Below are 21,807 nucleotides of genomic sequence, written 5' to 3'. Positions count from 1 at the left end.
CCGAGGCAGCCGCACGCCGCAGGGCCTGCCGGATCCCCGATGGCGAGCACACGACGGCCCTGGTGCCGCGCCGCGCAGGTTCCGCCGATGAGATTCCGGCGGTTGTGCGGTCTACCCATCGACGAAGGGAGCGCACCATGCGCAAGATCATCATTTGCACGTTCCTGACGCTGGACGGCGTCATGCAGGCGCCGGGCGGTCCGGACGAGGACGCTCAGAGCGGCTTCGAGCACGGCGGCTGGCAGAAGCCGGTCGCCGACGACGAGGTCGGCACGGCCATCGCCGGTTGGTACGAGTTCTCCGACGCGATGCTGCTCGGCCGCAAGACGTACGAGATCTTCGCGTCGTACTGGCCGACCGCCGATCCCGACAACCCGTTCACTCATCGGATGAACAGCATGCACAAGTACGTGGCGTCTCGGACCCTGACATCCGTCGAGTGGCAGAACTCCACGCTGCTGGAGGGCGACACCGTCGATGCCGTACGCAAGCTGAAAGCGTCCGACGGCGGCAACATCAACGTCGTGGGCAGTGGCGACCTCGCCCAGACCCTCATGCAGCACGGCCTCGTCGACGAGTACCGGCTGACCATCCATCCGGTGATCATCGGCACCGGCAAGCGGCTGTTCGCCGACGGAACGATCCCCACTGCGCTGGAGCCGGTCAGCGTCTCGACGACGAAGGGCGGCACCATCGTCGGCGTCTACCGGCCGAACGGTAAGCCCAGCTACGACAGCTATTAGGCCGCTTCGTTTGATTCTCACCGGGCAGACCACAGGAAGCTGCCCGCTGCCTGGAGTCCGGCCAGGTAGATGGTCGCGCGGACTTCTCGTAGCGGGTGGCGATGCCGCGCCACTGTAGGCTTTGTCGGCCAGGACGGCGTCCGGCCTGGTGCGGGGCCGTCCGCGTCGGCGCGGAACACGCAGGCGTCTCATCACCGCCAACCACGGACTGATCCAGACGAAACGGCATAAGGGGCCATCCCACATGGGCTGTTGAGTAGCCTGCGGTCGTGGGAATGGGGCGATGGTGTTCACGCTCGTCGAGTCCGCCCAGCAGCGGTGGCGGGCCGTGAACGCGCCTCACCTCGTCGCCCTCGTCCACGCCGGAGCCCGCTTCGAACGCGGCCGCCTCGTCGAACGCCCCGAAGCCCGCATGGCATGAACGACCGTAACCGATCCGCGGAACGCCCCCCAATGGCCCCGGGTCACGGGCGCGGGAAGCGGGCGCGCATGGCGTCGATGCAGGTGTCCCGGGACGTGGGTCCGCCGAACCGAAGACGGTCGTAGGCCGAGAACGCCGGTTCCAGCGTGTCGAGTTCGTCGACCAGAGCGTGCAGCCGCTCCAACCACTGAGCTGAACTTGCATCCGGCTCGTTCGCTGCGGCACCGATCGCGGTCGTCAGGTATTCCTTGCGCTGAATGGCGGCCGGGGTCACCGAGTGCAGGCACACATGCTGCCCGCTGAGATACGCATTCCACTCCGCCTTCCCGGCGACCGGGTCGGCCCAATGAGCGGTGAACCACGCTTCGAGCAACTCCACTCCGCCGGCTTCGTCGGCAAGAGCGAACAGGTCGGCCGGCACCATCTCCGCACCGTCGGAGCGCAGATATCCCGGAAGCGGCAGACGCTGCCCCAGCATCAGCCGACGGACCACATCGGCATCACGGCCATGGACTGCGCACAGTTCCTCCAGGACAACGAACTGCGCGCTGACATAGTCGTCATCGGCATCGGTCATCGGATGGACGCCGTTGACCTCGCGGAACCGCTCGGCGAGTTGCTGCTTCAGGTCTGTCTCCGGCATCGGGTTGCCTCCGGCGTCACCAGTGCGGGCACCTCCCGCACAGGACTCGGCACGCTACCGGCCGGATGGTTCGGCACTCACCGAACCATCGAAGGGGTCACGACAGCACGAGGGGGCCGTGGTGATCTTCCACCTGGAGGTCAAGCAGCGAGTTCGGGGCGGCCAGAGGGCGCCATGGGATCAGGGCGAAGATCTGGCTCAGCGGGTCGTCCATCGCGTCGCGGACGTCCACCAGCCACTGCTGCGACGAACACGACCTCGGCCCCCTCGCGCCGCAGCGCCTCCGCCCGCCCGGCGCACTCCTCGAAGAACGGCAGCACGTCATCGGCGGGCAGATCGACGGGGAAAGGAGCGAACCAGACCTCAAGGCCGGCGTTGGCGGCGCACCGGGCGGCGAAGCTCAGACGCTCGGGCTCACGGCCGGAGACGCGTACGGTGTCGCAGGCCGGGGCGTTCACTCGCGCCGTCACGCCGGCAGTCGCGGAACCCCGGCGAGGAGGTGGCGGGTGTACGGATGCTCGGGGGCGCCCAGGACCTGGGAGGTGTCGCCCTGCTCGACGATGCGGCCGCGCTCCAGGACGGCGGTGCGTTCGCAGAGCGAGGCGACGACCGACAGATCGTGGGAGACCATGACGAGCGTGAGGCCCTGCTCCCGCTTCAGCTCGTTCAGCAGGTCGACGACCTTGACCCGGGTCGTGATGTCGAGTGCGCTGACGGGTTCGTCGGCGAGCAGCACCCGCGGGTCGCACACGGTCGCGCGGGCTATCGCGATGCGCTGACGCTGTCCGCCGGAGAACTCGTGCGGATAGCGCTCCGCGGCATCGGCCGGCAGTCCGACCCGTTCCAGGGCTTGGGCCACCTTGGGCCCGGTCGTGCGCTTGGTGGCGATACCGAGGGAGCGCAGTGGCTCGGACACGATGCCGCTCACCCGCTGTCGCGGGTCGAGCGATGAGTACGGGTCCTGAAAGACACACTGGACGCTGCGCCGGAACCGCCGCACCTGGTCGCGGTCGCGGAGCTTCAGTTCCTCCCCGTCGAAGCGCACCGTGCCCGAGGTGGGCCGGGCGAGCCCGAGCAGCAGACGCAGCAGCGTCGTCTTTCCGGCGCCGGACTCGCCGACGAGGGCGAGGCTGTGTCCGGCCTCGACGGCCAGCGAGACGTCCTCGACGACCGGCTGTGCGCCGGCCCGGTAGCGCAGGGCGGCTTCGCTCAGTTCCAGTACGGCGGTCATCGCGGGCTCCTGGGGTCAAGGGCGGACTCCAGCGTGCGCGCGCTGTCCACCAGCGCCTTGGTGTAGGGCGCGCGCGGGGCCCGCACGATCTCTCGGATGTCGCCCTCCTCCACGGCACGGCCGTCCTTCATCACCAGGGCACGGTCGGTGACCCTCGCGACGACCGCGAGGTCGTGGCTGATGAAGAGGACCGCCATGTCCCGTTCGCGTACCAGGGTGTCGATCAGGTCGAGTATCTCGGACTGTACGGACACATCGAGCGCGGTGGTCGGCTCGTCCGCGATGAGCAGCTTCGGGTCACAGGCCAGCGCCATGGCGAGGGCGACGCGCTGCCGCTGTCCGCCGGAGATCTCGTGCGGGAAGGAGCGGGCGATGCGTTCGGGCTCGGGCAGCCGCACTTGCTCCAGCGCGTCCACGACAGCGCGCTTCAGCGCGGCACCCCGCAACCCGCGCCGTGTGCCGAGCGGTTCGGCGACTTGCCTGCCGACGCGCATCAGCGGATCGAGCGCGGTGAGCGGCTCCTGGAAGACGATGGCGGCGTCCCGGCCGCGTACGCCCGTCAGTTGCCTGTCGCTCGCGCCCACGACCTCGGTGCCGGCGAGTTCGACGCTGCCCGCCGCGGCCAAGCCTTCGGGCAGCAGGCCGAGTACGGCGAGCGCGGTCAGTGATTTGCCGGACCCCGACTCGCCGATGAGACCGAGTCGTTCCCCCGGGGCGATGGTCAACGAGATGTCGTCGACGAGGACACGTTGGTCCGTGCCCTGGATGGTGAGGCCGCGTACGTCGAGGATGTTCATCCGCGCCTCCCCCGGGCCGCCGGGTCGAGGGTGTCGCGCAGACCGTCGGCGATCAGGTTGACACCAATGACGAGCAGCACGAGCAGGATGCCCGGGGCGAGCGCGCCGGCCGGGGCGGTGGTGAAGGTGGCCTGCGCTTCCTGCAGCATGCGTCCCCATGAGGCATTGGGCGGCGGTGCTCCCAGGCCGAGGTAGGACAGACCGGCCTCGGCCAGGATCGCGAGCCCGAACTGGAGAGCCAGGTTCACCATGAGCGTGGGCCAGATGTTGGGCAGCACATGCCCGGCCACGATCCGCGGCCAGGAGGTGCCCGAGGTGCGCGCGGCCGTGATGTAGTCCTGCGTCAGGACCCGTTTGACCAGGATGCGCACCAGCCGCCCCACGACCGCGCTCTGTGCGAGACCGATGGCCAGGACGGCGGACGCCAGGGTGGCCGAGCGGGCGGCGACCACGAGCATCGCGAGGAGCAGGGTCGGGAAGGCGATGAGGATGTCGAGGAGCGCGGCGAGCGTGTCGTCGAGCCAGCCACGCGTGAACGCGGCCAGGACGCCCAGGGTGACACCGATGGCGGCCGCGATGAGGACCGATCCCATGCCTGCTTCGAAGGCGATCCGGGAGCCGGTCATCAGCTGGGTGAACAGATCGCGGCCGAGCTTGTCGGTCCCCAGGAGATGGCCCTCGCCGGGGCCCGCGAGCCGTCCACCGGAGGTGTCGTCGGGGGCGTACGGCACCCACAGGAGCGAGACGAGGGCGAGCAGGGCGATCAGTCCGGCCGTCACACATCCGGCGATCAGCGTGGCCGAGTGCCTGATGGACGGGCGGCTCATCGGGCGCCCCCCGAGAGCCTGCCCCGCAGGCGCGGGTCGATGATCCGCTGGAGGATGTCGGCGGCGAAGCCGATGAGCAGCACCGCGAGCGTGGAGACGAACAGCACGCCCTGGATGACGGGGTAGTCGTGCTGGGCGATGCCCGTCGCGAGCAGGGAGCCGAGGCCGGGCAGTGCGTACACGGACTCCACGACGACCGCGCCGAGCAGCGTGGACGCCAGCTCGATGCCGAGGATGGAGATCACCGGTACGGCGGCGTTGCGCAGTCCGTGCCGCCACATGGCCCGCCCGAACGACGAGCCCAGGGCCCGGGCGGTGCGCAGGTAGTCGCTCCCCAGCACGTCGAGCGTGGCCGACCTGACGTACCGGATCAGCGAGGCGCTCATGACGAGCGCGATGGTGGCGACCGGCAGGACGAGGGAGCGCATCGCCTCGGCGGGCTCCGCCCAGCCGTCCTGGGGGAAACCACCGGCGGGAAGCCAGCCGCCGTTCAGCGCGAAGACGGCGATCAGGATCATGCCGAGCCAGAACACCGGGACGGCGATGCCCAGCTGGGAGACCCCGTTGAGCAGCGCGCCGTACCAGGTCCGCCGCTTGTACGCGGCGATGAAGCCGGCCGGTACGGCGATGAGCACCGCCAGGACGAACGCGGCGAGGGTGAGCGGGACCGTCACCCTCAGCCGCGCGCCGACCTCGGGCCCGACCGGCAGCGAGCTGATGAATGACGTGCCCAGGTCGCCACTGGCCAACTGCCCGATCCAGTGGCCGAATTGCTCGGGCAGGGGTCTGTCGGAGCCGATGGAGTGCCGGGCGGCCGCGATCTGCTCGGGGGCGGCGCCCACCGAGGTGAGCGCGTTGGCGGGGTCGCCCGGCAACAGGCGCAGCAGCACGAACAGGACCACGCTCGCGAGCGCCAGCGACACCAGCAGGAAGGCGAGGCGGCGCAGGATGTACCGGGCCATCAGCCCTTCTTGATGTCGTAGGCGAAGAACTGGGAGTTCAGGCCGTTCACCGGATAGCCGGACAGCTTGGTGTTCGCCACGACGATCTGCGGATACAGGTACAGCCAGTCGCTGGCCGCGTCCTCGGCGGTCTTACGGTTGACCTTCTTCAGCAGCCGGGTCTGCTCGGCCGTGGTGGACGCCTGCTCGGCCTGATCGACCCACTGGGTGACCTGCTTGTCGTCATAGCCCCAGTAGAAATCGGAGTTGCCGTACCAGACCAGGTCACGGTCGTTGACGTGTTCCTGGAGCGTGGCCGTGAAGTCGCGGTTCTGGTAGACCTTGGTGTACCACTGGTCCGGTGTGATCGTGTTGATCTTGACGGTGACGCCGACCTTGGCGAGCTGCGACTTGATGAAGGTGGCCGCTATCGGGTGCGGGTCGTAGTTGGGGGTCTCCAGGGTGAAGGTGAAACCCTTCTTGTACCCCGCCTCGGCGAGCAGTCTCTTGGCGCGGGCGGGGTCGTACGCGTTGACCTTGGTGAGGTCCTCGTACCACGGGTCGGTGGGCGGCACCATGGAGCCGATGAGCTTGCCGTATCCGCCCCAGACGGACTCCAGCAGCTTCTTGTCGTCGATGGCCGCGGAGACGGCCTGGCGGACCTTGACGTCCGTGAACGGCTTGGCCTTGTCGTTGAAGGCGAGCAACAGCTTGGTGGTGGAGTTGCCGTCGCTGACCTTGTAGTTCTGGTTGCTCTTGAACTGGTCGAGGGCGTCGGGCGACTGCTCGCTGGTGACCACGTCGACGGCCCCCGTCAGCAGCGCGTTGTTCAGCGCCGTGGCGTCCTTGTAGTAGTGGAAGACCGCCTGCTTGTTGCGGGCCGCGCCGCCCCAGTAGCCCGCGAACCGGTCGAGGGCGAGGGCGGAGCCGCGGGTCCACTTGCGCAGCCGGTACGGGCCCGTGCCGTCCTCGCTCGTCTTGAGGTTCTTCGCCTGGGAGTTGAGGATCCAGACGTAGGAGAGGTTGTAGACGAAGGAGATCGACTTCTTCGACAGCTGGACTCGCACCGTGCGCGCGTCCGGTGTCGCGATGGACTTGACGACCTCGAGATTGCTCTTGCGCGCGGACTGCGAGTCCTTCGCGAGCACCTTCTCCAGGCTGTACTTCACATCCTCGCTGGTGAGCTTCTTTCCGCTGTGGAACGTCACTCCGTCGCGCAGGGTGAAGGTGTACGTGAGCCCGTCGGGGTTGACCTTGTAGTCCTTCGCGAGCAGCTTCTCGACCTTGCCGGTGTCGGTGAGCTTGAACAGCCCTTCGTAGACATTGCCGTTCAGTGCCTCGGTGACGCCCTGACCGCCGCCCGCGGTGTTGTCGAGGTTCTGCGGTTCGTAGAGCGAGCCGATATTGACCGTGGCGTTCTTGTCGTACGCCCCGCCCGCGCCGCCGCTTCCGCCGGCGCCACCGCCGCAGGCGGTCAGGGTCAGGCCGAGGAGGGCGGCACCGCTGTACAGGGACGTCTTCTTGATGTTCATGAGGGGAACGCTTTCGTGCTGCGAGAGGGAAGTCGCGGGGTGATCAGTGCTGCGCCGGGAAGCCGTCGCGGAAGACGGGCCGCTTCTCACCGGCCCGGACGGGCAGGTGGAACCGGTTCTGCCGCGGCGGCATCGGACAGTTGTACTGGTCGGAGAAGCCGCAGGGCGGCACGAAAGCACGGTTGAAGTCGAGGCGGACCCTGCCCTCGCCGGTGTGGGTGACGAAGAGGAAGCGTCCGGCGCCGTAGGTGCTCTCCCCGTTGGTGGGGTCGCCGAAGACCAGCAGCAGCGTGCCGTCGTCGTCGAAGGCGCTCAGCGTGTAGTCATGGCCGTCCACGGTGAGCGAGATGTCCCCCGGCACGACGAGGTCACGGGTGCCGCCATTGTCCCGGATGTGCTCGAACGCGACCCGCCTGGCGCCCGGAACCGGCGTATACGAAGCCTCCAGGACCCACGCCGGGTCGTACGGGAAGACCTCGATGCGCTCGAAGTTCCGGATCGCCGGTGACCGGGCGTCCCAGAAGCGCAGGCCGTGCTCGGGCCGGCCGGTGACGAGATCGGTGCGCGCGAGCGTGGTGACCGTCACACCCTCCGGTGCTTCGGCGCGGGCCCCGTCGGGATCGGGGCGCTCACCGGCCGGAAACCAGCGGGTTTCGACGAGGGCGAGGTTTCCCGTGGATGAGGTCACCGAGCGACGGCGCTCGATGCACCACGCCTCCCACTCCCCGGCAGGGTCGAGGGTCGGCTGATCCAGGGCGGCGTGGGACACGGCTTCACTCATTCACGTAGACAATCGCTGCCTGTCACGCCTCGAAGTATCACGCTGCGTGAAGTTAAACCCAAAGAGATTTCTTTATCTTCCATAAGCCGCACTATGTCAAGTTGCTCCCGGATACCGAGACGAAAGCGAAACCACAGGTCATCCCAGGCTTGGTGACCCGGCGCAGGGGGTGAGCGGGTGAGCCAGGAGGCTCGGCAGGGCCGAGGCCCGTTACCGAACGTTGCCCTGTCGGGAGCCGGGGAACGCTACCCCCACCGAGGCCCGCGGCCGTGCGTGATCGGATGACCTGAACGAACCGCCTGGCCAGGGCTCATTCGGCGTCCACAGGCGAAGCTTCTCCGGGTTGCGGACCACCCAGATCCGGGTGGCGCGGCCGCCGGAGGCGCCGAACGCGGCCACCGTCACGGTGACCCCGTGTGCTGGGCGACCAGGCCGGGCGCACCGGCCACCGAACGTTCCAGGAGCCGAAGCCCGGGGGCCTTGTCGGCGATCGCGACCATGTACTGGGCGATGCGGTGCGGCACGCACCCGCCGCCGGGCCGAGCTCGCCAGCTCCCGGCAGGCCCCCGGGGGTGCGGCCGACGATCCCGGCGATCTCGGAGAAGGGGTGGCGGAACACGTCGTGCAGTACGAACGCGACCCGCTCGGCGGGCGTCATCGATTCCAGGACGACGAGGAAGGCCATGGTCACCGACTCGTCCAGAGTGATCTGGTCAGCCGGGTCGGCGGCGTCGGTGCCGCGCCCGCCGGCCCACTCCCCGCGGTCGGGCAGCGGCTCGGGAAGCCATGCGCCGACGTAGCGCTCGCGCCGGGCCCGCGCCGAGCCGAGCACGTCCAGGCAGACGCGCCCGGTCACCGTCGTCAGCCAGGCACCGGGAGACATGATGGCCTCCCGCCTGCTCCGCGGCTGCGCGTACCAGCGGGCGTACGCCTCCTGCACGGCGTCCTCGGCCTCGGCCAGCGAGCCGAACAACCGGTAGGCCACCTTGATCAGTTGGCGCCGCTCACCGGCGATCTCTGCCGCGCCCCACTCGGGTACACCCCTTCGCATGATCACGCCCCAGGCCCGCCGCTCCCGCCTTGCATTCCGCGTACCCGCGTCGTCGGGCTGGTGAGACCTTACCGGTGGTTTGTTAAGGCGGGAGTGGGAGGTGGTGGCTGAGTGGTCGACCGGTACTGACTGCGTTGATCAGGTTTTGTAACTGTAATGGTGGGGGCGTGCTGGACCAGGCTTTCCACCAGCGTTGCAGCATGATGGTGGGGGTCAGCCAACTGCGGACGGCACGTAGGGCCTGGGGCCAGCGTGCCGGGTGGTGCGATCGGGTGCCCCCTCTCCGGCCGGGCCGGGTGGTTGGCGGGAGTCGGTGGCAGTCCGGCTTCCCAGCAGAAGGAGAACGCGCGGTTGACCAGGGTCTGGTGGCGGCGGATGGCGCGGTCGGCGCGGACCTGGAAGTCGGCCCAGCCCAGTTCGTCCTTGACTTGCTTGTAGCTCTGCTCGCTCCAGTTGCGGATGCCGTAGATCCGCACGATCTCGGCGAGGTCGGCGGCCGGGTGGGCGGTGTCGGCCTGGCGTGGTGAGCCGGGGCGGGGCAGGCTGGTGGCCAGATACCAGGTGGATTTCTCCGGCAGGGTGTCCGGGTCGGTGGTGGCCACCACCAGTCGGGTGGTGCCGTCCGGTCCCCACCGGCCCAGGGACGCGCCGGCGGCCCACCAGGTGGTGGTGTGCCCGTCGAGGAAGGTGCGGGACACCGCCGTCCAGTCGCCCGGCCGGTCGGGGCCGTGCAAGCCAGTTCCCGGGCGGCGTCGACCGGGGTGTGGGCATCGGGGCCGTACGCCCAGGTGCCCCGGCGCCGTTTGAGGGCCACCACGAACGGCAGTCCGGCTGTGGCCAGTTCACTGCGGAAACCGTCCTGGTCGCCGTAGGCACAGTCGGCCGCCACCGTGCGGAAGTCCACTCCGGCCCGGGTGGCCCGGCGGGCGAGTGCGGCAGCGATCTGCAGTTCCGTGGCGAAGCCCGGATCGCTGCGGCCCTTGGGGAAGTGGCGGGTCGGGGTGATTGGCAGGCCGGTCTCTGAATAGGCGGGGTCGGTGGCGTAGTCGCAGAACAGCCGCACCGCCTCCTGGTAGCCGCGCAGCGTCGAGCGGACACAGCCGTGGACCGCCCGCAGGTCGCCAAACCACTCGTCCGCCAGCGGCGAGGACCAGGTCCACGGGAAGGCGTCCGCGTGTGCGGCAAACGCCCGTACCTTCCGCTCGCGGCCGTTGATGGTCGACAGCGCGAGGTTCCGGGCCAGCTGCTGGTTGCGCCAGCCGTCCAGCATCGCCTCGAAGACCTGCTCCTCCGGCCACAGCAGCGGCACCCCGTCGGCCAGGTGCAGCCGCGCGACCCCAGGTGTCACCCCGTCCTGGCCCACCAATTCGTCACGCTCCGTAGATCGCATCCGGCGCGAGAATCTCGCATCAGACGCGAAGCCCGGAGCGGAACAGCAGGCCAGCCATCCGATCGAGTGAAGCGGAACGATACGGGCCCGGCCTGTCGGCTACCGTCTCGACAGACGCGCGGTGATCCCTATCTCCGCTGATCAGCGGCTGGCCGATGCCAGTCCGACCAACGCCGCGCAAAATGGTGCACGTTCGCATCGGATGCGATTCGCAGCGGTTCCCAGATACGCGCCAAAGGGGCAATGAGATGACGCTCGGCGGCGCCGCGGCCGGAGGCGCTTCATCTCGTGCACGGTGAAGATCACCCGCTGGTGTGGGACGGCCTTCTTGATGGTGTGGGCGAAGTCCATCGCCTTGACGAACTCCGGCCGGACCTTGACCCGGGTGCTGATCTTCTCAGAGAAGACCAGGTCACAGCCCGCCTCTTCCGGGGCGTCTAGCTGGCTCTGGAGTTCCTGCTGGACCGTACTGCACCGGGCGCACCCCACCCTTGTGGTTTTTGTCGCGGCCTCGGGCACCGCGGCGTCGATCGCCGGGCCCAATCTCCCACGCGCTGCCGGGGCCGTGGTCGGCGGGGGTCCGGACTTCGAGTTCGGCGCGGAGCTGGGGGACGAGCATGAAGCGTGGGGTGTGGTACTTCGGGGCGACCTTGCCGCCGCGGGTGCGGCAGGTGCTTGCGGCGGGGACGGAACAAGTGGGGCAGTCGAACTGTTCGGCGGCGGCCGGCCGGTTCGGCGGGACGTGTTCACCGTGGCGCGGTCGGGGCGCTGGGTCAACGGGCTCGGTGCTCGGCAGGCATGCGCGACCCCTGACTGTACGTACGTACAGTAAGGGGTTAGGGTGGCAGACCCAAGAGAAAGGTTTTGCGGCATGATGTCCGACTTGATCGACGTGCACGCGCATTTCACCCCGCCCACCACTCCCGAAGAACGGGAAACGCGGTGGCATGCCATGCGAGCGGAGCAGTTCCTTGCACCGGCTCCCTACCACTGGACGGTCGAGGCGACGCTGGACTACATGGAGCGCGCCGGCGTCGCGATGCAGTTGCTGAGCAACATCCCCAAGACCCTGGACGCCCTTCGCGCGTCCAACGACTACGGCGCGTTCCTCGTGTCGGAGCATCCCTCGAGGTTCGGTCTGCTCGCCGCTCTGCCCACCGACGACCCGGCCGCCGCGCTCACCGAAATCGAGCGCGCCGGCGGCGACCTGCAGGCGGACGGGTTCGCGGTGACCTGCATGTACAACGGAGTCTCCCTCGGCGACGCGAGCCTGGAACCGGTGTGGGCCGAACTCGACCGCCGCGGCGCGACCGTGTTCGTCCACCCGGACGCCTACGCTCCCGCGTTCATGGGCCGCCCCAGCCCGCTGCTGGAGGTCGCCTTCGAGACCGCCCGCACCATCGTCGACATGCTGTACGCAGGCGTCTTCCGCCGGTTCCCGAACATGCGGGTGATCGTCGCGCACTGCGGCGGCGCGCTTCCCGCCCTGGCGGGGCGCCTGCATCTGCTGGGCACGGAAGCCTGGGTACCGAACCCCGGCGAACTCGACCAGGGCGAGATCCGGGACCACCTCGCCCGGCTGTATCTGGACACCGCCGCCACCGGCACCGCCCACACCCTCGCACCGGCCCTGGCCATGACCACCCCAGACCACCTCGTCTATGGCTCGGACAGCGGCGTGCCGTGCAGCACGGAAACGACGCTGGAAGCCAACCGGCATGTCCTGGCGGACTTCACCGGACTCCCCCGCGAACAACTCGAGGCCATCGGCCACAACGCTCTGCGCCTGTTTCCGATGGCTGCGGCCCGGCTCGGTGGGCAGGTCGCGGCGGCCTGACGGCGCGCGCGTCGAGGGAGGCTCGACCCGCACCTCGAAGGAGGAAGAAACCATGCACATGATGGACGCGCAGGGGGTTGTGCGGGTGGCGACCGGACTGCTCCGCGGAACCCCGGAGGAGGGCGTCGTCGTCTACCGCGGCGTGCCCTTCGCCCAGCCGCCAGTCGGGCCGTTGCGGTTCCGCTCACCGCTGCCGCCTGAGCGGTGGTCGGGCATCCGGGACGCCAGCCGCCCGGGCCCCGCCTCGTACCAGTTCAACTCCGACAATCACAGCGATGTCGAGCGCATCGTCCGGGACATCGACCCCGGCGTGCCGGGCATCATGGCGTGGCCCGGCTACACGAACGCGACCTACCGCCACAACCACGCGGCGGAGGACTGCCTGTACCTCGACATCTGGGTGCCGGAGTCGGCTCCGCGCGCAGTCCTGCCCGTCTACGTCTACTACCACGGCGGCGCGAACGCGGTCAGCTCCGGTTCGTTCGAGCTGGAGCGGGGCGCGAACCTGGCCCGCGAGGCCAACATGATCGTGGTCCGGCCGAACTACCGGATGGGCGCTCTCGGCTGGGTCCACTTCGGTCTCCTGGGCGGTGGTCTGCCGGAGGCGGTGAACCTCGGCGTGCAGGACCAGTTCGCCGCGCTGAAGTGGGTGCACGAAAACATCGAGGCGTTCGGCGGCGACCCGGAGAACATCACGATCGGCGGGGAGTCCGCCGGAGCCACCGCGGTCTCGCACCTGCTGACCAACCCGAACGCGCATCCCTACTTCCGGCGCGCGGTGCTGCAGTCGCTGTCCCCCTTCAATCTCTGGTGCACACAGCAGCGGCCGGATGCCGTCACCGTCGCGCAGATGTACCTCGACCTCCTGCACATCGACGACCCGACGCGACTCCAGGACATCGAACCCAACCGGCTGCTGGCCGTGCAGAACGTGCTGACCCGCTACTTCGATCCGGACCGGCATGTCGCCTGGCGTCCCTTGGGCGCCGTCGTCGAGGGGGACTGGGTGCCGCAGGCCCCGGCACTGCATCTGTCGGAGAACATGGTCGCCAAGCCCGGCCTGGAAGTGGCCATCGGTTTCGCGAAGGACGAGTGGCAGTTCTTCCGCGGGCATTCGGAGACGGTCAGCCGCGGATCCCGGCGGGACGTGCTGGGCGTCCTGGCACAGGTCTTCGGTGCGGACGGTGCCGAGGAGGTATACCGGCGATTCCACGAACTTCGCCCGGACCATGCGCCCGGCCTGCTGCTGTCGGACATCATGTCCTTCGAGTTCTTCAAGCTGTCGTCGCTGGCGATCGCGCGGAACCTCAGCGCGCAGCGGATCCCCGTGCACCTGTTCCAGTTCTCCTACGACCTGCCCGGCCTCGGCGGTCGGCTTCGCGCCGTGCACACCGGGGACATCCCTTTCCTGTTCCGCAACCACTCCGAACGCGACCTCGCCTGGTGGCCGGCCTTCGACGGGGCGGACCGGGAGGACGTACGACAGGTCAGCGGGCGGATGGGCGAGCTCTACGCGTCCTTCATCCGCAGCGGCGACCCAGGAGCCCGGTGGCCGCGATTCGACGCGGAGGACGGGAACGTCCTCTGGTTCGGCCGATCCGTCGAGCCGAGGCCCGGCCTGCTGAAGCGGGAGTGGGACATCTTCCAGGAATACGGCCTCGGCACCGTGCGGTCGGTGGAGAACGTGCTCGTCGACAACGTACGGGCAGCACTGGCGAGCAGGTCGGCCGCCTAGCGGGCGGACGGAGCATCCGCTCCTCGTATGGCAAGGGAGCCATGCGTGGCTCGGCGACGCCGGTGCCATACTCGAGCCGAAGCGCGCAGAAATGAGGGATGGCCAGGTGGGCGATTCGATGGCCGGTCGGAGCGAGACGAGCGGTGGCCGACGGCAGGCGATCATACGGGCCGCCGAACGCCTCTTCGCGCTGGAGGGCTATCACGGCGCGACGATGCGCCAGATCGCCGAAGAGGCGGGTGTCAAGCTGTCCCTCGTCGTCTACCACTTCACCTCGAAGCTCGGACTGTACTCGGCGATCTTCGAGGAGCGCCGGTACGTCAACGACGAGCGGTTGGCGCGTCTGAAGGCGATCCCCGACCTGCGCGCCGACGACGCCGTCGAACAGATCGTCAGCTCCTTCACCGATCCGGTTCTCGCGCTGCACGACGACCCGGACGACGTCTGGTTCGCCCGTCTCGTACTGCGCGAGGCATCCGACCCGTCCAGCCAGGAGCGACCGGTCATCCGGGACCAGTTCGACCCGCTGGCCCGCCAGTTCGTCGAAGCGCTCAGCATCGCGCTGCCGGACAAGCCCGCCGGGTTCCACCACTGGGCGTACCTGTACTCGGTGGGAGCCCTCACCCAGAGCGCGTTCGACACCCGCGTGCGCAACATCGCCGACGAGCCCGGCTACGAACAGAAGCACGCTCTCCTGCGGTCCTACATCACCGCCGCCCTGCGGTACGGCTGACCCAGCCCGGCCCGACCCGGGTTCACGCCGATCGCGGCCCTCGCGCTCCGCGGTCCCCACTCCCTGCGCCGCGAGCCGTGGCAGTGTCGGCGTCTTCTTCCGCCCGACGGTCGTCGCTGGGCTCTGGCGGTCCGGTATCGGTCGGGACGCGGTAGAGGGCGGCGGCCAGCGGGGCCGCGCGGATGATCGCTGCTACCACGTCGCCCGCCTCCGGATGCCGATCGGCCAGATGGGTCAACAGGTCGGCCTCGCAGCCCTCCAGAGGGTCGAGGCGGGCGACGAGAGGCCGCCGAGGCTCACCGGAAGGGTTCCGGTCGGCGTGGTAGTGATCCTCTCGGCCTTGCGGCGGCAGTCCCGACACAGCCGGTTGCCGGCCGCGGACCGGATGGCCGCACTGGTGACAGACGCCTGAGCAGGTGATGCACCTGCCGGTGTCCGGCTGCAGGACACGGTCCTTCTCGCCCAGCCGCGCCACAAATGACGCATTCTGTCAGGGCCTCTTACGCGACCGGCTCAAGTGCCTCCAGTACCGGTCCGGCACCCTCGACGGCTTCGTAGCGGGCACCGGCCCGACCCTCGACGAACCAGCGTCACCTTGACGAGCCGAAGTCGGTAACGGCGACGACGTGCTGGTAGAGGCAGACGGCATCCGGCGCGTACCAGGAGCCGTCCGGGCGCTGTATCCGGTTCAGGATCGGGCAGTGGTGGCGGGACGCTTCACCCGGGGTGTCGGCGTCCTGGTGTGCCGACCCGTGATCGCGTCCGAAGCTGTCGCACACCACCACCAGTTCCGGATGCGAAATCTGAGTCCGGGCGTCCTGTGTCAGGAGGCAGGTCGGAGGGGCCTCCACCCGGCCACATAGTCCAGGCCGGTTGTCGGTCCCTCCAGGCTCGCCCGCACACGTGTCTCGTGCCTGGCAGGTTGACGCGGGCCATCGCCGGGCGGCTCGCCGGATTCTGCGGGCCGATCTCTCCAGAAGCGGCGTTCCAGGGCCAGCCGACGGACCTGGGTGGCCGAGGACCGCGTACAGCAGAACCGGGACAGTAGCCTCCGGGGTGCGCTCCCGGATGCCGGGCAGGGCGCTGGCATAGCTGTCGGAAAGCCGGGCGAGCAGCCCGGCCTGCTCCTCGTCCATCACGTATGGGACCGTCCGGGGCGCCTGCTTCGGCTTGTCGGCGTTCGTCATGTCCCCACGGTCCTGGCGCAACACCGGGCCGAGTAGGAACGGCCCGGGAAACCGGTGTTGCTGCCAGAAGTTTGGACAGGGCGTGATCCGGGCCGCCCATCTGGCTGCTGGGCTCGGCCGGATACTCGCGGCCGGAGATCGTCACGACCAGTTGCGGCTGCGGGCAGGCACAGGGGCCGCCGGGGGGCTTTCCCGGCGGGCGGGCTGACCGGGACCACTTCGGTGTGCTCCATCCGGAACGGACTGATCTTCCGCAACCCCGCGAGCCGGATCAAGGTCGGGCAATACAAGTACGCCGTGCTGCAACCGCTCGTCCCCGAACAAGTCGATCGCTCCGTCGCGGCTGCCACCACCCCAGCGGCGCGGCTCATCCTCGCCCTCGCAGCGGTCCACGCCGCCCGGGTCGCCCAGATCGCCACCCTCATGCTCGACGACGTCGACCTCGGCAACCGCCGGCTGACCATCGCCGGACACGCCCGCCCGTTTGACGATCTCACCCTGAAACTGCTGCTGGCCTGGCTGGAGCACCGGCGAAACCGGTGGCCGAACACCGCGAACCTCCACCTACTGATCAACAACCAGACCGCCATGAAGACCAGCCGTGCCAGCAACCGCTGGATCAGTGCCGCGATGCGCGGGCAGGATGCGACATTGGAGCGGCTCCGCGTCGACCAGCAACTCGAAGAGGCCCTGGCCCACGTGCCCGACCCGCTCCACCTCGCCGAGGTCTTCGGACTCGACGGGAAGACCGCGATGCGCTACGCGGACTCCGCACGAGCCCTGCTGGAACAAGCCGCTGAACAGCACCTTCGATGAAATCTGCTCGACCGGGACGCACTATGAGGGGAATCATGAGCGAGTGACGTCGACCGAATCAGCAGCAATCGCTCTACAGGACCATGCCGCCCTCTTGAGTATGGCCGGCGAGCTCACGCCTCGGGAATTCACTTTCCGGATTCACCAGCGCCGCGGACATGAGCTGCCTCTGACTGAGCGGCTCGCCGAACTCGACGATGAGTACGACGTCCTCGAATACGAGGACAGAACCGTGGACCAGGTCGATGCCGAGGTCACGGCCGAAGCCCGCCGCCTCGCGGCCCACCCCATAGTTCCCGCCGAACCCGCGGATACGCCCAGTTGATGCACACGGACACACCCGCGAGTTCCCGTTGAACAGGCTTCGGTTTCCCTGAACCCACGGGCCTCACCGGCCTCGGGGAACATCGGTACAGCGGTTAACGCTAAGTGGTCGGCTCCGGAAGTCCTTCGTGGGTTGGTCATGCTGCCAGGGCGGTAGAGGATTTTTCTGGGTGATCGGCGGTATGCCGGTCGAGCCTGGCCAGCAGATCGTTCAGACCTGGCGTTGCCCCGGCCGCGTGCTGCGAGGAGGACGACCGTGGCGCGCTGCCTGGCCTGGTGTGGGTCTTGTGGCCGTAGGCCATCTTCTTCAGCCGGCGGCGTTCGGCAGCGGTCAGCACCACCGTCACGGCAGCGCATATGGGCATAGTGAACCGACGGCTCTCGTTCGTACAGATGTTGAGCGGCGGGGACGGAGCCGAGGGAGGTACGGGCGTGCGCCCCGGTTACACACGGCGCTGGCGGACTCGTTCAACTACCATGCCGCGTATGCAGTTCACAGGGTGATGGCGATGGCGATATTCGGCTTCTTGGGCAGATGTAGAACCTTGACGAACCAGTTGCCGATCCGGGACGTGATGTACCGCTTGCCGAGGAGGTCCTGCGCGGCCATGGTGCTGTCCTGGTCGAGCAGCCGGGCGGTGCCGGGAAGGGACGCTGCGCTCGTGGAGGTCCGCCCCCGCAGATCGCAGACGGTCACGGTCACGGCGCTGTTGTTGCGGATCCGCTTGACCTTCCAGGAGCCGGCGGGCGTCACGACGAGGATCTCGCCCTGAGGACCTGCCACATGCCAGACCGGCGTCGGGACCGGGGATCCGTCCTTACGGTAGGTGGTGAGGCTGATGTACTTGCTGCGTCGGATCTCGTCCATGGCTGGCACGCTCGGTAGCCTCGATCTTTCGTGATGGTCCGACCCTCTGGCCCGGGGGCCCGTCGGACGATTTCGATGTCAATGCCGAGGACGGCGGCGTGTTCTGCGGCGCCTCCCGCGGTGTGGACACTCTGACCAATGGATCTTGCAGATCCGAGGAAGGGTGTCCTGGTGGGACGTAAGTCTCCGTGTACCGGTGGAGTTCAGGAATGATGCCGTCGCGCTGTACCGCACGGCGAGTGGGAAGCGCACCTGTGCGGCGGCGGAGGCCGGGGGCCCGGCGAGACGCTGCGCAGTGGGTGTGCGGACCTGTCGCGCCGCCAGCGCCGCCTGTTGGACGCCACGCAGGTCGCAACGTCCTAGTCCGGGCGGCGTGCCAGAGACGCGAGGATGATCTCCCGCGCGGCGTGGACCGTGGCCGTGAAGGCGGCCGGGTCCCGGCCGATGCGTTCGGCGCCGCTGCGTAGGGCACCGGACAGCAGCTCCACCGTGAGGTGCACATCGCCGACGTCGCGGAACTCCCCGCGCGCGATGCCGTCCTGGACGACGTTCTCCACTTCGACCACGATCGCGTTGAACGGGTTGTCCGGCCCTTTCGGTACCTCGGCGACCAATGGGCCGGAGCCCGGCTGGAACATCAGCTGCATGGCCTGGTCCGTGCACGCCTTCAGGACCGCCTCGATGATCTCCCGCATCCGCTCCGAGGCCGGGTCCGAGGACCGCGCGGCGATCGCGGCCACACACTCGAGCATGGGCCGGCTCGCCCGCTGAGTCAGCGCCATAACCAGACCACCCTTGTCGCGCGCGTAGTTGTACAGCGTGTTGCGCGCGAGCCCGGCCCGAGCCGCGATATGGCCCATGTTGATCGAGTCGTAGTCGCGTTCGAGCAGCAGCTGCCGCATCGCCTCGGCGAGGTCGGACCACACCATCTCGTGGTGCTCTTCTATGCTGGCTCCCCGGATCCGCGGCATCCGATCATCCTCTCCTCGTCGGGGCTTTCCTTGCGCCCTGGGTCTGTCTCCCCGCCCTGCACAGCGGCCGTGCGGGGCGCGTGTCGTGCGCTGTATCTCAAGAAGCGCGTGGATCAACTTCGGCCTTCGTCGCTAGCCGTCCTGCCCAGCGGCCAGGGCGGCACCCGCCAGATGCGGGTTCTCCTGGTGGCTCGCGGTGAGCCTTACGTGGCTGAGGCGCCAGCCGTCCGCCGTGCGAACCGCCTCGTTGTCGTAGAAGCCGACCACCAGCCAGCGGTCGGGTCCGCCGTCGGCCAGCTCCTCCGGGACCCAGTGTTCGGCGCGGACGTGCGCGTGGACGGTCGCGCGGTCGCCATCGATGTCGATCACGTGACCGGTGATGGCGTGGTGCGTTGCGATGAATGGTGCAAAAGCGCCGCGGAGAGCCTCGACGTAGTCGCCGAGCGGCACGGTCATGGGCGGAATACCGGCGACCGACTCGAAGTCGACCGTGACCGGGTCGGCCAGGACGAGGCCGGGCAGCTCGGTGAACTCCTTCAGGTCCGCGATGTCGGCGTACCGGCCTATCAGTTCGAGGAGATCAGCGCGATCACTGAGCGCGTTCATGGGGGAACCCCTTCTTATTCGCTGTGGCGGCGCCTGTTCGCTGCGGCGACGGCCGGAGCTGCGCACCTTTATGCGACTACCTGTCGCATAGATTACGACGGGTAGTCGCAAAACTCAAACCTTGGGCATGCGTGCGGTGCCACTCACGGTCAGGACTGCGCTCGTATGACACCGGCGACGCTCACCTCGCAGGCGAAGCACCGCTCCTGGCCTGCTTCTCACCGCGCTTTCCGCAGCAGCCCGACCAAGGTCCAACTCATTGCCACCGCGATGGCGATGCCCCTCGAGCCCCCCGACGGCATGCGGTACGTCGCCGGCCACCTGGCCGCCGCGTGGAGTCCGATGCGCGACCTTGTTCCGGTCGAAATGAGGTCCGGCCACCCACCTGGGCATCTCAATGGCCGTTGACACCGCCCAACTTCCTTTCGCGCGAGAGGAAGTTGGCGTCAGCCGGACGTGGCCAACATGTCTGAAGGCCCGTTGGAGCCGGGCAAGTTGGGAATCACCTACTTCCCGACTTGCCCGACGCTTCGCAGACACCCGAGATAACCGATCTCAAGGCGTTGAGCGTGGAGCCGCGGCCGGCGGCCCCGGCTCCACAGCGTCAACCCCCGAAGGACTTCGGGAGCGGACCACTTAGAACTCCTAACAGAAAGGGACTTCGTCCGATCCGGGTGCGATGGGGCCGGGCGAGCACGAAGGAAGATCACTACTCTGCATGAGTGCTTTCCTACGACGAGTTGACTTCACCTGAGCGTGAGCTGTGGGACGCGTTCCCCGAGGGGCGGCGGGTGGATCTGCGTACGGGTACCGCGGAGGAGGACAGGGTCGCCGACGGCGGGCGGTGGGGGCCCGAGCGGACGGTGCGGGCGGCGGTGGTCGCCGCGCTGTTGCTGGGCGCGAACACCGGGCAACTGGGTGCGGTGGCGCGTCTGAGGCTCACCGGGGCACGGATCTCCGGATGCCTGGACCTGGCCGGCGCGCAGATCGCCCATGCCCTCTGGCTGGAGGCATGCTGGTTCGAGGAGGCCGTGAATCTCCTCGGCGCGTCGACGCAGGCCCTCGTGTTCACGGACAGTCGGATACCCGGCATCGAGGCCGATTCGGCCCGCATTGAGGGCAACTTTTCCCTGCGGCGCGCCGTGGTGGAGGGCCGCGCCCCCACACCCTTCAACCGCTTGAGCACCGCCCTGTCGCTCACCGACGCTCGAGTGAACGGCGGACTGCTCCTCAACGGGGCCAAGTTGATCGCACCGGACGGGTGGGCCCTGTCGGCCGGTGGTCTGGCCATGGAAGGGGGCGTCTTCTGCCGGAACGGGTTCGTCGCGTACGGGGAAGTCCGGCTGATGGGGGCAAAGTTGCCGGGCACGCTGGTCATGCAGGGCGCCCGGCTGGAAGGACCCGGTCCACGCGGCGTGGCCCTCACCCTCGACAACGCCATGGCCTCGTCGCTCAAGTTCTCCCAAGGGTTCACCGCGAACGGCACGGTTCGGCTGCGCGGCACGCAGGTCACGGACAACGTGACCTGCGACGGAGCCGTCCTGAACGGCCCGCCCACCGACGACGGAAACGCCCCGGCCCTGATCGCCATGCACCTGCAAGCCGTCGACCTCGATCTCACCCTCGCCCGGCCCCCGTCCGGCACCCTCGACCTGCGGGGCGCTCAGGTGTCGTACCTTCACGAGAACGAGCACAGCTGGCCCGAGAGGGTCGATTTGGACGGATTCGTCTACGGCTCCATCAAAACGGCGGACACGAACGACGAGCGCCACGAGGCCGTGGGTGACCGGGAATCCGTGGCCCGACGCGTGGCATGGATACGCAGCAGCCCGGGCTACAACCCGCAACCGTACGAGCAGTTGGCGGCCTGGTACCGCAAGGCCGGGCACGACGACGACGCCCGCCGCGTCCTCCTCGCCAAGCAGCGCCACCGGCGCCGCGCCCTGTCCCCGGCAGCCCGCGCATGGGGCCACCTCCTCGACGTGACCGTCGGCTACGGCTACCGGCCCTGGCTGGCCGGAGTTTGGCTCCTCGCACTGATCCTTCTGGGCACGCTGTCCTTCTCCGCAGACTCCCCCAAGCCGGTCAAACAAGGCGAAGGCGCCCCGTTCCAGCCCCTCGTCTACACACTCGACCTCTTGATCCCCATCGGGGGTCTAGGTCAGCGCACGGCCTGGTATTGGTCGAGCAACAGCCTCCAGTGGCTGGCCTACCTGCTGATCGCCCTCGGCTGGGTGCTGACAACCGCCGTCATCGCGGGTGTCACCCGCACCCTGCAGAAGAACTAGCGGGCAAGTGCTGGCCTGAGGCGTCGCCAACAGATGAGTGCGCGTCCAAGGATGAGGAAGCCTTCGTGGACGTCGTCACGTATCT

General features: G+C 68.6%; 22 protein-coding genes and 5 pseudogenes. 9 read left to right on the top strand and 18 right to left on the bottom strand.

Features of this window, described 5'->3' with window-relative positions:
* Positions 1-137 precede the first annotated feature (137 nt).
* Positions 138-743 carry a dihydrofolate reductase family protein gene (locus tag ACZ6TD_RS47085; protein WP_471348304.1) on the top strand — a complete coding sequence of 202 codons (606 nt, stop codon included), beginning with the start codon at positions 138-140 and terminating at the stop codon, positions 741-743.
* A gap of 102 nt (positions 744-845) precedes the next feature.
* Here the strand turns inward: ACZ6TD_RS47085 and ACZ6TD_RS47080 are convergent.
* A pseudogene (locus ACZ6TD_RS47080) lies at positions 846-938 on the bottom strand (IS5/IS1182 family transposase); the annotation flags it as partial.
* Positions 939-1,023: 85 nt separating this feature from the next.
* Between ACZ6TD_RS47080 and ACZ6TD_RS47075 the strand changes: the two are divergent.
* Positions 1,024-1,164 (top strand): annotated as a pseudogene (locus tag ACZ6TD_RS47075) (IS256 family transposase); the annotation flags it as partial.
* Between the two features lie 43 nt (positions 1,165-1,207).
* Here ACZ6TD_RS47075 and ACZ6TD_RS47070 read toward each other — a convergent pair.
* From ACZ6TD_RS47070 to ACZ6TD_RS47015, 12 genes and pseudogenes are all read right to left on the bottom strand, one after another.
* On the bottom strand, positions 1,208-1,807 hold the full coding sequence (locus ACZ6TD_RS47070; protein ID WP_471348302.1) for a DUF6058 family natural product biosynthesis protein: 600 nt from the start codon (positions 1,805-1,807) through the stop codon (positions 1,208-1,210).
* A gap of 97 nt (positions 1,808-1,904) precedes the next feature.
* Positions 1,905-2,039: a hypothetical protein gene (locus tag ACZ6TD_RS47065; protein ID WP_471348300.1), complete on the bottom strand. Its 135-nt coding sequence runs from the start codon at positions 2,037-2,039 to the stop codon at positions 1,905-1,907.
* A 234-nt stretch (positions 2,040-2,273) separates the two neighbouring features.
* A complete protein-coding gene (locus ACZ6TD_RS47060; protein ID WP_471348299.1) occupies positions 2,274-3,038 on the bottom strand; it encodes an ABC transporter ATP-binding protein in 765 nt (254 codons plus the stop codon).
* The gene (locus ACZ6TD_RS47055; RefSeq protein ID WP_471348297.1) at positions 3,035-3,835 is read right to left on the bottom strand and encodes an ATP-binding cassette domain-containing protein; all 801 of its coding nucleotides are present in this window, start codon (positions 3,833-3,835) and stop codon (positions 3,035-3,037) included. The genes ACZ6TD_RS47060 and ACZ6TD_RS47055 overlap by 4 nt, the downstream gene beginning before the upstream one ends.
* Complete coding sequence (locus tag ACZ6TD_RS47050; protein WP_471348295.1) at positions 3,832-4,662, bottom strand: ABC transporter permease; 831 nt, start codon at positions 4,660-4,662, stop codon at positions 3,832-3,834. Before ACZ6TD_RS47050 ends, ACZ6TD_RS47055 begins: the two co-directional genes overlap by 4 nt.
* Positions 4,659-5,624 (bottom strand): ABC transporter permease, encoded by a 966-nt coding sequence (locus tag ACZ6TD_RS47045; protein ID WP_471348293.1) that lies wholly within the window; start codon positions 5,622-5,624, stop codon positions 4,659-4,661. Before ACZ6TD_RS47045 ends, ACZ6TD_RS47050 begins: the two co-directional genes overlap by 4 nt.
* The gene (locus tag ACZ6TD_RS47040; protein ID WP_471348292.1) at positions 5,624-7,135 is read right to left on the bottom strand and encodes an ABC transporter substrate-binding protein; all 1,512 of its coding nucleotides are present in this window, start codon (positions 7,133-7,135) and stop codon (positions 5,624-5,626) included. The genes ACZ6TD_RS47045 and ACZ6TD_RS47040 overlap by 1 nt, the downstream gene beginning before the upstream one ends.
* A 43-nt stretch (positions 7,136-7,178) precedes the next feature.
* Positions 7,179-7,916 (bottom strand): DUF1684 domain-containing protein, encoded by a 738-nt coding sequence (locus ACZ6TD_RS47035; RefSeq protein ID WP_471348290.1) that lies wholly within the window; start codon positions 7,914-7,916, stop codon positions 7,179-7,181.
* Between the two features lie 210 nt (positions 7,917-8,126).
* Positions 8,127-8,967: pseudogene (locus ACZ6TD_RS47030) on the bottom strand (sigma-70 family RNA polymerase sigma factor).
* Between the two features lie 68 nt (positions 8,968-9,035).
* Positions 9,036-9,994 (bottom strand): annotated as a pseudogene (locus ACZ6TD_RS47025) (IS701 family transposase); the annotation flags it as partial.
* Positions 9,995-10,498: 504 nt separating this feature from the next.
* Positions 10,499-10,876, bottom strand: coding sequence for a recombinase family protein (locus ACZ6TD_RS47020; protein WP_471348288.1), 378 nt, complete (start codon positions 10,874-10,876; stop codon positions 10,499-10,501).
* Entirely contained in the window at positions 10,770-11,261 is a 492-nt protein-coding gene (locus ACZ6TD_RS47015) for a zinc finger domain-containing protein (protein WP_471348286.1), read from the bottom strand. The genes ACZ6TD_RS47020 and ACZ6TD_RS47015 overlap by 107 nt, the downstream gene beginning before the upstream one ends.
* Between ACZ6TD_RS47015 and ACZ6TD_RS47010 the strand changes: the two genes are divergently transcribed.
* The 4 genes and pseudogenes from ACZ6TD_RS47010 to ACZ6TD_RS46995 form a co-directional block, all read left to right on the top strand.
* Complete coding sequence (locus ACZ6TD_RS47010) at positions 11,229-12,194, top strand: amidohydrolase family protein (protein WP_471348284.1); 966 nt, start codon at positions 11,229-11,231, stop codon at positions 12,192-12,194. The two genes, ACZ6TD_RS47015 and ACZ6TD_RS47010, sit on opposite strands and share 33 nt — an antisense overlap.
* A gap of 52 nt (positions 12,195-12,246) precedes the next feature.
* Positions 12,247-13,929, top strand: coding sequence for a carboxylesterase/lipase family protein (locus ACZ6TD_RS47005; protein ID WP_471348282.1), 1,683 nt, complete (start codon positions 12,247-12,249; stop codon positions 13,927-13,929).
* Between the two features lie 118 nt (positions 13,930-14,047).
* Entirely contained in the window at positions 14,048-14,662 is a 615-nt protein-coding gene (locus tag ACZ6TD_RS47000; RefSeq protein WP_471348280.1) for a TetR/AcrR family transcriptional regulator, read from the top strand.
* Positions 14,663-15,159: 497 nt separating this feature from the next.
* A pseudogene (locus tag ACZ6TD_RS46995) lies at positions 15,160-15,261 on the top strand (transposase); the annotation flags it as partial.
* On the opposite strand, the gene ACZ6TD_RS46990 reads toward ACZ6TD_RS46995, so the two are convergent.
* Positions 15,253-15,849, bottom strand: coding sequence for a hypothetical protein (locus tag ACZ6TD_RS46990; RefSeq protein ID WP_471348278.1), 597 nt, complete (start codon positions 15,847-15,849; stop codon positions 15,253-15,255). The pseudogene ACZ6TD_RS46995 and the gene ACZ6TD_RS46990 sit on opposite strands and share 9 nt — an antisense overlap.
* 222 nt (positions 15,850-16,071) lie before the next feature.
* On the opposite strand from ACZ6TD_RS46990, the gene ACZ6TD_RS46985 reads away from it, so the two are divergent.
* The gene (locus ACZ6TD_RS46985) at positions 16,072-16,665 is read left to right on the top strand and encodes a hypothetical protein (protein ID WP_471348276.1); all 594 of its coding nucleotides are present in this window, start codon (positions 16,072-16,074) and stop codon (positions 16,663-16,665) included.
* Between the two features lie 43 nt (positions 16,666-16,708).
* Positions 16,709-16,990 (top strand): hypothetical protein, encoded by a 282-nt coding sequence (locus tag ACZ6TD_RS46980; protein ID WP_471348274.1) that lies wholly within the window; start codon positions 16,709-16,711, stop codon positions 16,988-16,990.
* Positions 16,991-17,126: 136 nt separating this feature from the next.
* Here ACZ6TD_RS46980 and ACZ6TD_RS46975 read toward each other — a convergent pair whose 3' ends face one another.
* From ACZ6TD_RS46975 to ACZ6TD_RS46960, 4 genes are all read right to left on the bottom strand, one after another.
* A complete protein-coding gene (locus ACZ6TD_RS46975) occupies positions 17,127-17,336 on the bottom strand; it encodes a hypothetical protein (RefSeq protein WP_471348272.1) in 210 nt (69 codons plus the stop codon).
* A 146-nt stretch (positions 17,337-17,482) separates the two neighbouring features.
* Positions 17,483-17,857: a PPOX class F420-dependent oxidoreductase gene (locus ACZ6TD_RS46970; RefSeq protein ID WP_471348270.1), complete on the bottom strand. Its 375-nt coding sequence runs from the start codon at positions 17,855-17,857 to the stop codon at positions 17,483-17,485.
* Positions 17,858-18,216: 359 nt separating this feature from the next.
* Positions 18,217-18,786 carry a TetR/AcrR family transcriptional regulator gene (locus ACZ6TD_RS46965; protein WP_471348268.1) on the bottom strand — a complete coding sequence of 190 codons (570 nt, stop codon included), beginning with the start codon at positions 18,784-18,786 and terminating at the stop codon, positions 18,217-18,219.
* A 174-nt stretch (positions 18,787-18,960) separates the two neighbouring features.
* Positions 18,961-19,434, bottom strand: a complete 474-nt coding sequence (locus tag ACZ6TD_RS46960) for a nuclear transport factor 2 family protein (protein WP_471348266.1) — start codon at positions 19,432-19,434, stop codon at positions 18,961-18,963.
* 722 nt (positions 19,435-20,156) lie between these two features.
* Between ACZ6TD_RS46960 and ACZ6TD_RS46955 the strand changes: the two genes are divergently transcribed.
* A complete protein-coding gene (locus ACZ6TD_RS46955; RefSeq protein WP_471348264.1) occupies positions 20,157-21,722 on the top strand; it encodes an oxidoreductase in 1,566 nt (521 codons plus the stop codon).
* Positions 21,723-21,807 lie beyond the last annotated feature (85 nt).

This window comes from Streptomyces yongxingensis (genome assembly GCF_055597465.1).
Note: the sequence above shows the minus strand (reverse complement) of the source record. Positions and strands in the feature narration are given on the sequence as shown.

Excerpts from the sequence above, each read along its gene's own strand:
- ACZ6TD_RS47050 (WP_471348295.1), bottom strand. The coding sequence starts at position 4,662 with ATGAGCCGCCCGTCCATCAGGCACTCGGCCACGCTGATCGCCGGATGT.
- ACZ6TD_RS46965 (WP_471348268.1), bottom strand. The coding sequence starts at position 18,786 with ATGGTGTGGTCCGACCTCGCCGAGGCGATGCGGCAGCTGCTGCTCGAA.
- ACZ6TD_RS47060 (WP_471348299.1), bottom strand. The coding sequence starts at position 3,038 with ATGACCGCCGTACTGGAACTGAGCGAAGCCGCCCTGCGCTACCGGGCC.
- ACZ6TD_RS46970 (WP_471348270.1), bottom strand. The coding sequence starts at position 17,857 with ATGGACGAGATCCGACGCAGCAAGTACATCAGCCTCACCACCTACCGT.
- ACZ6TD_RS47085 (WP_471348304.1), top strand. The coding sequence starts at position 138 with ATGCGCAAGATCATCATTTGCACGTTCCTGACGCTGGACGGCGTCATG.
- ACZ6TD_RS47010 (WP_471348284.1), top strand. The coding sequence starts at position 11,229 with ATGATGTCCGACTTGATCGACGTGCACGCGCATTTCACCCCGCCCACC.
- ACZ6TD_RS46990 (WP_471348278.1), bottom strand. The coding sequence starts at position 15,849 with ATGACGAACGCCGACAAGCCGAAGCAGGCGCCCCGGACGGTCCCATAC.
- ACZ6TD_RS47045 (WP_471348293.1), bottom strand. The coding sequence starts at position 5,624 with ATGGCCCGGTACATCCTGCGCCGCCTCGCCTTCCTGCTGGTGTCGCTG.
- ACZ6TD_RS47015 (WP_471348286.1), bottom strand. The coding sequence starts at position 11,261 with ATGCGCGTGCACGTCGATCAAGTCGGACATCATGCCGCAAAACCTTTC.
- ACZ6TD_RS47055 (WP_471348297.1), bottom strand. The coding sequence starts at position 3,835 with ATGAACATCCTCGACGTACGCGGCCTCACCATCCAGGGCACGGACCAA.
- ACZ6TD_RS47000 (WP_471348280.1), top strand. The coding sequence starts at position 14,048 with ATGGCCGGTCGGAGCGAGACGAGCGGTGGCCGACGGCAGGCGATCATA.
- ACZ6TD_RS47070 (WP_471348302.1), bottom strand. The coding sequence starts at position 1,807 with ATGCCGGAGACAGACCTGAAGCAGCAACTCGCCGAGCGGTTCCGCGAG.
- ACZ6TD_RS46960 (WP_471348266.1), bottom strand. The coding sequence starts at position 19,434 with ATGAACGCGCTCAGTGATCGCGCTGATCTCCTCGAACTGATAGGCCGG.
- ACZ6TD_RS47005 (WP_471348282.1), top strand. The coding sequence starts at position 12,247 with ATGCACATGATGGACGCGCAGGGGGTTGTGCGGGTGGCGACCGGACTG.
- ACZ6TD_RS47040 (WP_471348292.1), bottom strand. The coding sequence starts at position 7,135 with ATGAACATCAAGAAGACGTCCCTGTACAGCGGTGCCGCCCTCCTCGGC.
- ACZ6TD_RS47035 (WP_471348290.1), bottom strand. The coding sequence starts at position 7,916 with ATGAGTGAAGCCGTGTCCCACGCCGCCCTGGATCAGCCGACCCTCGAC.